This window comes from Ectopseudomonas composti, from assembly GCF_900115475.1.
GTDB classification, from domain to species: Bacteria; Pseudomonadota; Gammaproteobacteria; order Pseudomonadales; family Pseudomonadaceae; genus Aquipseudomonas; species Aquipseudomonas composti.
Genome location: NZ_FOWP01000021.1, coordinates 1 through 12,716, shown reverse-complemented (window position 1 = coordinate 12,716; position 12,716 = coordinate 1). Strand labels below are relative to the sequence as shown.

Below are 12,716 nucleotides of genomic sequence, written 5' to 3'. Positions count from 1 at the left end.
CGCCAGCTATTAGACTTAAGTCCCAGCCGTTGGCCTTGTCAATATACCGTCGGTCACCTTTATTAAAACGAAATAAACAAATAAGTGACTGTTATTTCAAGGATTTTAATTAATACGCAAGGATTATAGAGCACAAATAAAGCGCTCCTCCCCCCTTGTGCGCTCCACCTCCGAGTCACTATACCTAGCTCATACCGCCAAGAAATCGTCCCAATTCGGAAGACGGATTCTTGAGCGTCATTTTATCGTCGCAAAAATAATCCATTGCCTGTTCAGTCAATGTCGCATCGGAGGGTTTATGGACGCCTCGCAGTCCCCTCGTTCCGAGCTGGCCGAAGTACTTTTCCGGCTACGCCATAGCTTCTACGCCCTGGCTGCGTTCAGCGGGGTCATCAACTTGCTGATGCTGACACCCGCGATCTACATGCTGCAGGTCTATGATCGAGCACTGGTCAGCAGCAACCTCACAACCCTGATGATGCTCACCGTCTTGGTGATCAGCCTGTACATCCTCATGGCCCTGCTGGAGACGGTGCGCTCCAGCGTGCTGATACGGGTCGGCAACCGCTTCGACATGATGCTCAACCAGCGTCTCTTCAGCGCCGCTTTCGAACGCAACCTGCGGCGCGCCGGAGGCAGCCCAGCGCAAGCGCTGCAGGATCTGGCGCAGGTACGTCAGCTGCTTACAGGCAACAGCCTGTTCGCCTTCTTCGACGCCCCATGGACACCGCTCTACTTGCTGATCATCTACCTAGTGCATCCCTTGCTCGGCCTAGTCACGCTGGTCGGCTCGCTACTACTGGTGATACTCGCCTGGCTGACCGAGATCAGCACGCGCCAACCTCTGGCCGAAGCCAACCAGACCTCACTGGCTTGCGGCAGCTTCGCCAACAACAACCTGCGCAATGCTGAAGTAATCGAAGCCATGGGAATGCTGCCGGCCATTCAACGTCGCTGGTTCGGCAATCACCTGAAGGTTCTCGAGCTGCAGACCCTGGCCTCCGACCGAGCGGCCTACATCGCCGGCACCAGCCGCTTCGTGCGGGTGACCCTGCAATCGCTAATTCTCGGTGCCGGCGCTCTACTGGCGATTCAGGGCGAGATCACGCCCGGCATGATGATCGCCTGCTCAGTTCTGTCCGGCCGCGCCATGGCGCCCGTGGAACAAGTAATCTCTGCCTGGAAACAGGTGCTTTCCAGCCGCGCTGCCTGGGCGCGCCTGTCGGAGTTACTGCACGACTTTCCGCTTCGCAAACCCAGCATGTCCCTGCCCAAGCCCGTGGGTATGCTGCATGTCGAAAACCTTTTCGCGGGTGCGCCTGGCACCTCGACAGCAGTTCTGCGAGGTATCAGCTTCAGCCTGTCCCCCGGCGAAGCGCTGGGCGTGATCGGCCCTTCAGCGAGTGGCAAATCGACTCTGGCACGCTTGCTAACCGGCATCTGGCCGGCGCAGAGCGGCAAGGTTCGTCTGGATGGCGCCGACCTCTATCAATGGCACAAGGCTGAGCTCGGCCCCTGGCTCGGCTACTTGCCTCAGGACGTCGAACTATTCGAAGGCAGCATCGCCGACAACATCGCACGCTTCGGCGAAATCGACAGCCAGGCGGTCATACGCGCTGCCCAGCAGGCCGGCGTACACGAGATGATCCTGCGCATGCCACAGGGTTATGACACGCACATCGGCACCGACGGCAGTGCCCTTTCCGGCGGCCAGAAGCAACGCATCGGCCTGGCGCGTGCGCTGTATGGCGATCCCGCGCTGGTGATCCTGGACGAGCCCAACGCCAACCTTGACGACCTCGGTGAAGCCGCGCTGCTGACGGCCGTGCATGCGCTCAAGGCGCAGGGCAAGACCCTGGTACTGATCTCTCACCGCCCAACCGTCCTGAGTGCTGTGGACAAGGTACTGGTGCTGCGTGAAGGCAGCGTACAGCTGTTCGGGAACCGCGAGGAAGTGTTCGCCGCCTTGCGTCAGGCCAACGTCATCGCCACGCCCAAAGGCTCACCAGCCCTGGCGTCGGTTCGTACCAAGGAGTGAAGGGCCATGTCCGATTTGCAGTTCACTAACCAGGGGCTGGCACTAGCCAGTACGCCCTGCACCCTTGACATGGACGACAGCCGCCCGCGCCGCTGGGGGCTGCTCTTGGTGCTGGCCGGTTTTGGCGGTTTCATCCTATGGGCCGTATTCGCTCCACTGGATGCTGGCGTCGTGGCCACTGCCACGGTCAACGTCACCGATAATCGCAAGACCGTGCAGCACCTCAGTGGCGGCTCGGTCAGCACCATTCGGGTTCGCGAAGGCGATATCGTCACACGCAACCAGGCACTGATCGAACTGGATGCGACTCGAGCCCTCGCCGAGCGGAGCATTGTCAGCGCGCAGTACATTGCGGCAAGCACCACCAAGAGCCGATTGCAGGCCGAACGGGACGGTGGCTCACAAGTGCGCTTCGATCCGAGCCTGCTCGAACGCTTCGCCGGTGACCCACACCTGGAGGCGGCCATGACGCTGCAGCAGCGTCTGTTCGATACGCGGCGCCAGGGTCTCGATGGCGAAGCAGACATCCTTCAGGAAAACATCCGGGGCGCAGAGGAACAGCTCAAGGGCCTGCGCCAGGTGCAGCACTCGCGTAGCACCCAGATTCAGTTGCTCGACCAGGAACTCGGCGGTGTACGCAGCCTTGCTGCGGAGGGTTACGTGGCCCGTAACCGCCTGCTCGAACTGGAGCGCAACGCAGCGGAGCTAAACGCCTCTCTGGCACAGAACATTGCCGAAAGCGGACGTTCTCGCAATCAGATCGCGGAATTGAAGCTGCGCACCCTGCAGTTGCAGCAGGAATTTCAGCAGGACGTGCAGACCCAACTGAGCGAGGTGCAGCGTGAAACCGCCGCCCTCGCCGACCGTATGCGAGCCCTGGATCATGAGGTCGACAACACCGTCATCCGCTCACCCATCGACGGCGTGGTACTGGGCCTGGAGATTTCCACCATTGGCGGCGTGATCCAGCCCGGCGCGAGGATCATGGACGTGGTACCGGCCAATGAACCCCTGCAGATCGATGCCATGGTGCCCGTGCAAGCCATCGACAAACTCGCCCCCGGCTTGCCTGTCGACATTGCCTTCCCCGCCCTCAACCAGGCTCAGACACCGAGCATTCCAGGCCGGGTACTGACCGTCTCGGCCGACCGACTGATCGATGAGAACACTCGCCAACCCTACTACCTCGCCCAGGTCGAGGTAACGGCGCTAGGCATGCAGAAGCTCGGACACAACCGCATTCGCCCTGGCATGCCTGCAACGGTGACCATCAAGACCGGCGAACGCAACCTGATAAGTTACCTGCTGAAGCCGCTGTTCGACCGCATCGACGGCGCCTTCAAGGAGCACTGACATGCGCACATATCTGCCTTGGCTTGGCCTGATCATGCTGTTCAGCCCCGCCGCCCTGGCGTTCGATCTGGTGCAGGCGTGGGAGCAACTGCTGGCACAAGGTCCGACCTATCGCGCAGCCGCCTATGAACGTGACGCAGGCCTGGAAAGTCCCGCCATTGGCCGGGCGGGTCTGCTACCCCAGATCACCGCAAGCGCCAGCAAGAGCTGGGTGGATGGTACACAGGAGCAGCGCAGCACGCTGGGCCAAAGCAGCCGCAACGATCTGGACTATGATGCCGAGAACCTCTCGATACAGCTGCGTCAGCCCATCTACAACCGCCAGCGCCTGATCGAATACCGCCAGGGCAAACAACGTGCGCGCTACAGCGAAGCGGTGTTCGACGCCAAGACCCAGAACCTCGCCGTACGCCTCGCCACGCGTTACTTCGATGTGTTGCTGACGCGCGAGACCATCGCCCTGTCGAAAGCCAAGCTCAATGCCCTGGAACAACAGGTCGCCGCCGCCAAACGCCGTTTTACGCTCGGCGATGGCACCGTCACCGATGTCGACCAGGCCACCGCCCGACGCGACCTGGCTCAGGCCGAGCTGATCGAAGCCGAGGACAACCTGCTGGTAGCCATGCGCCTGCTGCAAGAACTGCTGGGCGATCTGCCCGGCCAGCTGGCCACGCTCAACGCCGACTTCCCAACTCCCGCTCTGCAGCCCGACAACCTGCAGGAATGGCTACTCAAGGCTCAGCAGAACAACCCGACATTGCGTGCGCAACAGGTCAATCGGCAACTCGCCGAAGAAGAGGTCAGACGTGCCAGCAGCGGCCACTGGCCAACTCTGGATCTGGTACTGGGTTACACCGACAGCACCAGCGACTCGCTTTCGACCATCGACCAGCAAAATCGCTACCGATCCATCGGCCTGGAGTTCAGCATGCCGCTCTACGCGGGCGGTGGCGTCAGCGCCCGGGTGCGCCAGGCAACAGCCAGCCGTGAACAAGCGGGCGAAGAGGTCAACGTCGCGCTTGAAGAGATCTACTCAGCGACCACTCGCGAGTTCCGGGGCATCCAGAGCGGCCAGGCGCGCATCCGCGCACTCGAGCAGGCCGTGCGATCCAACGAGCGGGCTCAGGATTCAGCGGGCAAGGGCTTTCGCGCCGGTTCGAGCACCAACCTCGACATCCTCAATGCTGAAGAACAGGTGTTCATCGCCAAGCGTGACCTGCTCGAAGCCAAGTTGCGCTACCTGCTGGCCCGCCTGCAACTGGCAGCAGCGGTCGGACTGCTCGGTGAGGACGACATTGCCCAGGCCAACGCCTACCTGGGACCGCCATCGATCAGCGCCAGTGCCGTTGCTGGGCGCGACTGATTCGGCCTGCTCCGAACATCCAGCCGCACAGCACCACCAGTGCTTCCACCAACCAGGCCAGCAGCAAGGCGCTGATCACGCCCCAGAGAATCGCATCCGGGGTGAACAGTACCTGGTACCGGTAAGCCTGCAGGGTTTCCTCGAACAGCTCGTGATCCGCTGCGGTCGCCAGGTGCCAGGCCTGGGTGTACCAGGGCCCCTGCATGGCCTGCCATTCGCGTTCGAGCAAGGCCGAGCGCTGCACCAGGCGCCCGACGCTCGCGGCATCGCTGCGCATCACCGGGTCGTCGCTGACACGGTAGTGGGCCACCAGCGCGTCCATATCGCCCTTGAAAAACTTCTGCGCGGTTTCCTGAAAACCCTTGAGGCCCTGCTGCGACTCCAGGCGATGGGCCTCGACGCGCTTGGCGTAGTCATCGATGAAGCCCGGCACCTGCACGCCAAGCAGCAGGCCGAAAGCGAACAGCGTCAGACGCAGGTAGCTTCTAAGCATGAGATCAGGCCTTGCCGTGAGTGATGCATTCGCCGCGGCGCCACAGGCGCCATTCGCCCGGCTGGTACAGCGACCACTGTTCGTTGTCGGTCAACGGCTCGGTGGCGATCACCGTCACCACGTCGTTGGGCGTGGTTTGCGACTGGAAATCCACCTTCAGGTCGGCGTCCTTGAGTTGCGCTGGGCCGAACGGCGCGCGCCGGGTGATATGCGCCAGCTTGCTCGAGCAGAAGCTGAACAGCCAGTCGCCGTCGCTGAGCAGGCAGTTGAACACGCCGAGCTTGCGATAGCTGGAACAGGCTGCCACCAGCACGGGTAGCAGCATTTCCACCGATACCGGTTCGGGAAACGCACGACGCACGCGGTTGAGCAGATCGCAGAACGCGGCCTCGCTGTCGGTCTCGCCTACCGGTCGATAGAACGTGGTCGAGCCTTCCAGGCCAGCCAGTTGCCCGTTGTGTGCAAAACACCAGTTACGCCCCCACAGCTCGCGACTGAAGGGATGGGTGTTGACCAGGCAGACCTTGCCGACGTTGGCCTGGCGGATGTGGCCGATCACCACTTCGCTCTTGATCGGGTAGCGCTGCACCAGCTGCGCCACCTCGGATTCGCTGCTCGCCCGTGGGTCCTGAAACAGACGCAGGCCGCGCCCCTCATAGAAACCGATACCCCAGCCATCGCGATGCGGACCGGTGCGGCCACCGCGCTGCATCAGCCCGGTGAAACTGAACACGATATCGGTGGGTACATTGGCGCTCATGCCGAGCAATTCGCACATCGAATCAATTCTCCTTGCCGAGGATCAGGCGCAAACGATCGGCTTCACCTTGCAGACGCGCTTCGATTCGCTTGCGGCCCATTGGCAGAAAACGCACCAGCAATCGCCAGAGCAGCGCCGGCAGGTCACCCGGCCGACGCGGAATCAGGTGTAAATGAAGATGGGGCACATGCTGATTGGAATCCGGACCGTCATTGATCAGCAGGTTGATGCCGTTCTTGCCAAAGCCCGCTTCGCGTAAAGCCGCGGCGATGCGCTCGGCCAGTGTCAGCAAACGCTCACGCACAGCAGGCGGCAAATCACGCAGAAACGGCGCATGCAGGCGGCTGACGATCAGCACATGGGCCGGACGCATCGGGAAGATATCCAGCAGCACGATGAAATCATCGTCTTCATACAGGCGATGAGCGGGTAGCCGTTGCTCGGCAATGGCACAGAACACGCAATCCATCGGGCCTCCCTTGCACAAGGCCATCATGCTGAACGCCTGGGCCGGCAGGCGCAAGGGGTCAAATCAAATACGCGGTTCCATTCGACCAGAACGATCGCGCCCGTAGTCACGAGTCGGCAGGTCTTCGTCCTCTTCCATGCGTTCGCGCAGGGTACGCGGGTCTTCGTCCGGCTCGGCTGCATGCTCCTGCTGACGACCCTTCCACCAACGTTCGATGGGCCAGCGAACGGCGACGAACAGCAGATAAGCGGCAAGGGCGATCAGGCTGTAGAGCGCCAGATCGGCGACCGCACGCCAGGCGTTGTTGCCAACCTTGAGCAATACGTCCATGGCGGTGACCGCAAGGGCAGGCGCGAACAGCTCGCGCGCCGGGTCGATGATCGTCGGGCTGAACAACAGCACGGCCATCAACACCCGCAGCGGCTCGCGCAGATAGCGCCACATCCAGCTGGTCAGGCGCATCCATACCAACAGGCAACCCAGGGCAGCAATCCCATAGGCCGCCCAGGCCAGGAGGTAGTCGTTTTCATTCATCATAAGCAGGCGCCGGCGTGGCAGGTCTGGCAAAGGGGCGCTTATGATAGCGGCTTTTGCCCAGCGCGGCGCCCCTGCCGTCGCCCCCTTGTTCTCTGGAGCCACGCCATGTCCTCTGCCCCCATCGCCCGCCAGGAAGCCGGCAACGATCCCTATCACTGGCTGGAAAACCGCGATAGCGATGAAGTCCTGGCGCACCTGCAGGCAGAAAACGCCTACCTGGACGCTGTGCTGGAGCCGCAACAGGCACTGCGCGAGCAACTGTTCGAGGAGATCAAGGGGCGCATTCGCGAGACCGATCTGTCGCTACCGACGCCCTGGGGCGACTATCTCTACTACCAGCGCACCACGGCCGGTGACGAATACCCGCGGCACTATCGCTGCCGTCGCCCTGCCGACGGTTCGCTGCAGGTCGACGCGGCCAGCGAGACGCTGCTGCTCGACCCCAACGCGCTGGCCGGCGGCGGCTTTCTCTCCGTCGGCGCGTTCAGCATCAGCCCGGACCAGCAACGCCTGGCCTACAGCCTCGACAGCAGCGGCGACGAAATCTACCGCCTGTTTGTCAAGGAACTCGCCAGCGGCGAGATCAGTGAGCTGCCCTTCGACGACTGCGACGGCAGCATGACCTGGGCCAATGACAGCCAGACGCTGTTCTTCACCGAACTGGACGACACCCACCGCCCCTACAAGCTCTACCGTCACCGCCTCGGTGACAGCGCTGCGCAAGCCGTATTCGAGGAAGCGGATGGCCGCTTCTTCCTGCATTGCTACCGCTCCAGCTCCGAGCGCCAGCTGATCCTGCAACTGGGCAGCAAGACCACCAGCGAGGTCTGGGTACTCGATGCGCAGCAGCCGCAGGGCGACTTCAGCTGCCTGGCCCCGCGTGAGGAAGGCCATGAGTACGACGTTGACCACGGCATGCTCAATGGCGAGTGGTGCTGGCTGATCCGCAGCAACCAGAGCGGCATCAACTTCGCGCTCTACCGCGCCACCGAGGCGCAGGCGCAACGCCCGCACTGGCAACAGATTCGTCCACATGACCCACAGGTGATGCTCGAAGGCGCTACGCTGAACCAGCGTGCGCTCACCCTCGCCCTGCGCGAAGGCGGTCTGCCGATCCTCGAAGTGCAACCGCAGGGCCAAATGACGTATCGCGTGCAACTGCCGGATGCGGCCTACAGCCTCTACGTGCAGGACAGTCTGGAGTTTCACAGCCCGGTGATCCGCCTGCGCTACGAAGCGCTGAACCGCCCCGCGCAGGTACGTCAGCTGGAACTGGCCACGGGTGAGCAGCAGGTACTCAAGCAGACGCCGGTGGAAGGTCCGTTCGATGCCGATGCCTATGAGAGCCGCCGCCTCTGGGCCAGCGCGGCCGACGGTACGCAGATACCGATCAGCCTGGTGGCGCGCCGCGAGGTGTTCGCCGCTGGCAAGCCGGCGCCGCTCTATCTCTATGGTTACGGTGCCTACGGCGCGAGTCTCGACCCCTGGTTCTCCCATGCTCGACTGAGCCTGCTGGAGCGTGGCTTCGTCTTCGCCATCGCGCACATACGCGGTGGCGGCGAGATGGGGGAAGCCTGGTACCGCGCCGGCAAGCTTGAGCACAAACAGAACACCTTCGACGATTTCATCGCCAGCGCCGAGCGCCTGATCACCGAGGGCCTGACCACCACCGCGCAACTGGCGATCAGCGGCGGCAGTGCCGGCGGCCTGCTGATCGGCGCCGTACTCAACCAGCGCCCCGAGCTATTCGCCGCCGCCATCGCCGAAGTACCTTTCGTCGACGTGCTCAACACCATGCTCAACCCGGACCTGCCGCTGACCGTGACCGAGTACGACGAGTGGGGCGACCCGAATCAGCCCGAAGTATTCGAGCGCATCAAGGCGTACGCGCCCTACGAGAACGTCCGCGCCCAGGCCTACCCGCCGATTCTCGCCGTCGCCGGTTACAACGACAGCCGTGTGCAGTATTGGGAAGCGGCCAAATGGGTGGCCAAGCTGCGCCGCGACAAGACCGATAGCAACCTGTTGCTGCTCAAGACCGACTTAGGCGCCGGCCACGGCGGTATGAGCGGGCGTTATCAGGGCATCAAGGATGTGGCGCTGGAGTACGCGTTTCTGTTCCGCGTGCTGGGGATAGCGTATCCGTAAGAGCGCTTGGGCGGTATTGCGCTTCAGCCGCGCTTCCCCAAGCATCGCGGCTGAAGCCGCTCCTACGCCGATCACTCCGCCTTGCGTTGCCCATCCAGCCCCTGGCTATTGCGGCGCAGCTGTTGATCGAGCTGCGGGATCGGCTGATCGCCAGTGGATTTCGGCGCAGTCCCGGGGAGCGTTTGTCCCTTGGGCGGCGGTAAGAGGGGCGCCGATCCCTGGCGCTTGATCGTATTGGGCGTGGACGGCTGGCCGTAAGGCTGTGGCGTCGCAGTGCCCGGCGCACCCGCTCCAGGCGCTGACGGCATGCGTATCGGCTCCTGAGCCCAGGCCAGGCCGCCAAGGCTGGAGGCCAGAATCATCACGGCGAACAGAGGCAAGCGCATGACATCTCTCCTGTGCAGCTGGCTTTCGTTCTATTCTGGCAACATATCCAGCCAAGCGTTCACCTTCCAATAACAGGTTCCGCCATGAGCACCAGCACCAACCGCTACTACCTGTCCGCCCAGGCCGAAGAAGGCTACCGGCAGAAAGCGCTGAAAATGTACCCCCACGTCTGCGGTCGCTGCGCCCGCGAGTTCTCTGGCAAGCGCCTGAGCGAACTGACCGTGCATCACCGCGACCACAACCACCACAACAACCCGGCCGATGGTTCCAACTGGGAATTGCTGTGCCTGTTCTGTCATGACAACGAACACTCGCGCTACACCGACCAGCAGTACTTTGCCGAAGGCTCCACCGCCAGCCCTCAGGCCGCCAAATCGACCTACAAGGCCTTTGGCGATCTGGCCAGCCTGCTGAAAAAGGACTAGCAGGCAGTGAGCACCGTATAATCGGCGCTTTTGCGAGTACCACCGTGGCCAACAAGAGATACGCCTGCATCGGCCTGTTCAATCCGAAGTCACCGGAAAACGTCGGCTCCATCATGCGAGCGGCAGGCTGTTATGGCGTCAGTTCGGTGTTCTACACCGGAACCCGCTACGACCGCGCCAAGGATTTCATCACCGATACCAAGAAGGTTCACCAGGATATCCCGCTGATCAATATCGACGATCTGCGCAAGATCCTGCCGCTGGGCTGCACCCCGGTGGCGGTTGAGCTGGTCGATGATGCCCGCGCCCTGCCCGCCTATACCCATCCCGACCGGGCGCTGTACATCTTCGGCCCGGAAGACGGCTCACTGCAGCAGGAGATTCTCGACTGGTGTGGCGCTGAAGTGGTGTACATCCCGACCCAGGGCTGCATGAACCTGGCCGCGACGGTCAACGTGGTGCTCTACGACCGCCTGGCCAAGGGTAACAACACCCGCTCCGGCCCCTTGTTCTGACTCGACGCAGCAGACAGGGCCGAAGCGGTAACGCTCAACGCAGCAAGCGCGTATCCAGGGTCTTCGACGGGCCACCGATGACGTTCTCGGTGATGTCGATGAAGTCCTTGGTGCTGACCTTGTCCATCCGCATCAGGCCACGGGTGACGTCATCGAGCGACAGATTGCCCTTTTCCTTGGTCTTCTGCCGAATCTCCCGGTCCAGTTCCTGCAACAGCAGCACCGCACGCGCCGTGACCGGACCACTGGCATTGTCGGTACGCAGGCTGTTGACCGGTTTGCTCCAGCGAATCAACTGCTCGCGGATCTTCTGATAACGGTCCTCGCTGATACCGCCGGCACGGCGCATCAATTCGATGGCGTAATACTCGGCCAGGCCTTCGGCGATCCAGTCGCTGCGCTCACGGCCATAGATGCGGCCGAACACGTGTACCAGCTCGTGCACCAGGGAACTGGTGCCGTTCTCGCTGACCAGCGGACGCTCGGCATGCATGAAGTAGGAGTTGGCCGCCGACAGGCCGCCGCGCCACATCGGGTCGCCAGCGCCGACGATCAGCAGCTTGTCCGGATCACGCGGGAACACCTGCTGGATCTGCGGCCAGACGAAGGTCAGGAAGGTCATGATGTCCATGCGCCGCATGCCCTCGCCGATGGGCGCGGAGATGGCGATCTCGGTGTCGCCCAGACGGGTGCGCCGAGTACCGAGCTTACCGGCGAGCATCCAGCCGGTCGGGCGGTCGAACTTGCGCTGCGGGTTGTCGATACGGAAACGGTTCTTGCCGATGCGCGGCCAGCCGGTCTCCACGCTCCTCCAGCTCTTGGGCAGGTCGAATTGCAGGCGCGCCACCAGATCGGTCTTGTCCTTCTGATCGAGCTTGGCCGCAGGCACCAGATCGTCACCGCGAAGCAGCGCCCAGTCCTCGGTCATCCGGGCGTCGTAACGCCCAGGCTTGCGCTCGTTATCGATCAGCACGCGGTAGCTCAGCACGCTCTTGCCCTCACCCGGCTGCCACTTGCCGCGTCCGGCCTGCTGCGACCACTGGCCGTCGGCCTTGAAGTCGCTGAAACGGTCGCCTTCACCGAGGTTGAAATCGAGGCTGCGCACGCGCTCGCCCTTCTCCAGGGTGATGCTGACTTCAGCCTGATTGCTCTCAGGCAAAAAACGCACACGGTAATCCAGATCGACCTTCTGCGTGGCGGCGAAGGCCGGCAGACTCAGAAGCAGCAAAGACGAGTACAACGGCAAGCGAAGGGACATCGAGCAAAACTCCTGATGCGGGAAGTCGCGGCATATGACAGCCGCGCCACAGGGCAAATTCCATGGACGGCAAACAGATTTGCCACGAAGCCGCGTGGCAATCAACCGGCGCGGAAAATCAGATGATCTTCCCAGTCGTCTTCAGCCACGCTGTTCTCACTGAGCATACGTCCTGATTGGGAAATGCGCTCAGCGTGCACGGCGTCCGGGTCGCCGCAGACCAGGTGATGCCAGTGCGGCAGGTCCTTGCCCTCGCTGACCAGGCGGTAGCCGCAGGTCGGCGGTAGCCAGCGGAACTCGTCGGCCTGCGCCGGGGTGAGCTGAATGCAGTCAGGCACGTGCTTGACTCGGTTGGGGTAATCGCTGCAACGGCAGGTCTGCAGGTCCAGCAGTTTGCAGGCAATGCGCGTGTAGTAGACGGCACCGTCGTCTTCGTCCTCGAGCTTCTGCAGGCAGCACAGGCCACAGCCGTCGCACAACGACTCCCACTCGCCCGGATCGAGCTGGGCGAGTGTCTTGCGTTTCCAGAAGGGTTCGAGGTCAGCAGCCATGGCAGCAGTATGGACTCAAGCGGAAAAAGCGCGGCAGTCTAGCTTGAGCCCCAGCCCCGGCCAAGCGGCGCATGCCGAACGGCGGGCCATGGGCTGCCGCCCGTAGGGTGCGCCATGTGTTCAGCCGGGGGACATAGGTAACGGGTGTCGGGAGACATAGGTAACGCATTTAGGCTTACGGGGTTCATCGAATCGGGAGATCGAGTGATGCCGTGGCCGGAGCGCAGCACTATGTCGATAAGGCGTGAATTTGTTCTGTTGGCGGGGCAACCCGAAAGCAATGTGCGGGAGCTTTGTCGCCGGTATGGCGTCAGTCCCAGGACTGGCTACAAGTGGTTGGATCGGTACCGTGAGCAAGGTGATACGGGCCTGCAGGATCGATCTCGGCGGCCTTTGAGCAGCCCAGGGCGCAGCGATCC

The 12,716-nt window shown here is 62.5% G+C and carries 14 protein-coding genes; 7 read left to right on the top strand and 7 right to left on the bottom strand.

Annotation, left to right across the window (positions count from 1 at the left end; all coding sequences use genetic code 11):
- Window positions 1-298 precede the first annotated feature (298 nt).
- Genes BM059_RS24505 through BM059_RS24495 form a run of 3 tightly spaced genes read left to right on the top strand, consistent with a single transcriptional unit; the run spans window position 299 to window position 4,754 of the window.
- Window positions 299-2,038, top strand: coding sequence for a type I secretion system permease/ATPase (locus tag BM059_RS24505; protein WP_074941693.1), 1,740 nt, complete (start codon window positions 299-301; stop codon window positions 2,036-2,038).
- A 6-nt stretch (window positions 2,039-2,044) separates the two neighbouring features.
- Window positions 2,045-3,391 (top strand): HlyD family type I secretion periplasmic adaptor subunit, encoded by a 1,347-nt coding sequence (locus BM059_RS24500; protein ID WP_074941692.1) that lies wholly within the window; start codon window positions 2,045-2,047, stop codon window positions 3,389-3,391.
- Window position 3,392: 1 nt separating this feature from the next.
- The gene (locus tag BM059_RS24495; RefSeq protein ID WP_074941691.1) at window positions 3,393-4,754 is read left to right on the top strand and encodes a TolC family outer membrane protein; all 1,362 of its coding nucleotides are present in this window, start codon (window positions 3,393-3,395) and stop codon (window positions 4,752-4,754) included.
- Here BM059_RS24495 and BM059_RS24490 read toward each other — a convergent pair.
- The 4 genes from BM059_RS24490 to BM059_RS24475 all read right to left on the bottom strand — a co-directional run bounded on the left by BM059_RS24490 (window position 4,723) and on the right by BM059_RS24475 (window position 7,013).
- Window positions 4,723-5,247 (bottom strand): DUF2937 family protein, encoded by a 525-nt coding sequence (locus BM059_RS24490; RefSeq protein WP_074941690.1) that lies wholly within the window; start codon window positions 5,245-5,247, stop codon window positions 4,723-4,725. The two genes, BM059_RS24495 and BM059_RS24490, sit on opposite strands and share 32 nt — an antisense overlap.
- 4 nt (window positions 5,248-5,251) lie before the next feature.
- Window positions 5,252-6,025 (bottom strand): class II glutamine amidotransferase, encoded by a 774-nt coding sequence (locus tag BM059_RS24485; RefSeq protein ID WP_037002484.1) that lies wholly within the window; start codon window positions 6,023-6,025, stop codon window positions 5,252-5,254.
- Window positions 6,026-6,029: 4 nt separating this feature from the next.
- A complete protein-coding gene (locus BM059_RS24480; protein WP_074941713.1) occupies window positions 6,030-6,476 on the bottom strand; it encodes an HIT family protein in 447 nt (148 codons plus the stop codon).
- Window positions 6,477-6,539: 63 nt separating this feature from the next.
- The gene (locus BM059_RS24475; protein WP_074941689.1) at window positions 6,540-7,013 is read right to left on the bottom strand and encodes an MFS transporter; all 474 of its coding nucleotides are present in this window, start codon (window positions 7,011-7,013) and stop codon (window positions 6,540-6,542) included.
- Between the two features lie 105 nt (window positions 7,014-7,118).
- On the opposite strand from BM059_RS24475, the gene BM059_RS24470 reads away from it, so the two are divergent.
- The gene (locus BM059_RS24470) at window positions 7,119-9,161 is read left to right on the top strand and encodes a S9 family peptidase (protein WP_074941688.1); all 2,043 of its coding nucleotides are present in this window, start codon (window positions 7,119-7,121) and stop codon (window positions 9,159-9,161) included.
- Window positions 9,162-9,232: 71 nt separating this feature from the next.
- Here the strand turns inward: BM059_RS24470 and BM059_RS24465 are convergent, their stop codons facing one another.
- Complete coding sequence (locus BM059_RS24465; RefSeq protein ID WP_074941687.1) at window positions 9,233-9,547, bottom strand: hypothetical protein; 315 nt, start codon at window positions 9,545-9,547, stop codon at window positions 9,233-9,235.
- An 84-nt stretch (window positions 9,548-9,631) separates the two neighbouring features.
- Here BM059_RS24465 and BM059_RS24460 point away from each other — a divergent pair, with 84 nt between their 5' ends.
- Complete coding sequence (locus BM059_RS24460; RefSeq protein ID WP_074941686.1) at window positions 9,632-9,973, top strand: YajD family HNH nuclease; 342 nt, start codon at window positions 9,632-9,634, stop codon at window positions 9,971-9,973.
- A 44-nt stretch (window positions 9,974-10,017) separates the two neighbouring features.
- Window positions 10,018-10,488, top strand: a complete 471-nt coding sequence (locus BM059_RS24455) for an RNA methyltransferase (protein ID WP_037002491.1) — start codon at window positions 10,018-10,020, stop codon at window positions 10,486-10,488.
- A 34-nt stretch (window positions 10,489-10,522) separates the two neighbouring features.
- Here the strand turns inward: BM059_RS24455 and BM059_RS24450 are convergent, their stop codons facing one another.
- Both BM059_RS24450 and BM059_RS24445 read right to left on the bottom strand, forming a co-directional pair.
- Window positions 10,523-11,746 (bottom strand): gluzincin family metallopeptidase, encoded by a 1,224-nt coding sequence (locus tag BM059_RS24450; RefSeq protein WP_074941685.1) that lies wholly within the window; start codon window positions 11,744-11,746, stop codon window positions 10,523-10,525.
- Between the two features lie 101 nt (window positions 11,747-11,847).
- Entirely contained in the window at window positions 11,848-12,297 is a 450-nt protein-coding gene (locus BM059_RS24445; RefSeq protein ID WP_074941684.1) for a YcgN family cysteine cluster protein, read from the bottom strand.
- Window positions 12,298-12,504: 207 nt separating this feature from the next.
- Here BM059_RS24445 and BM059_RS24440 point away from each other — a divergent pair.
- A partial coding sequence (locus BM059_RS24440; protein WP_139220786.1) for a helix-turn-helix domain-containing protein occupies window positions 12,505-12,716 on the top strand: 212 nt, incomplete at its 3' end.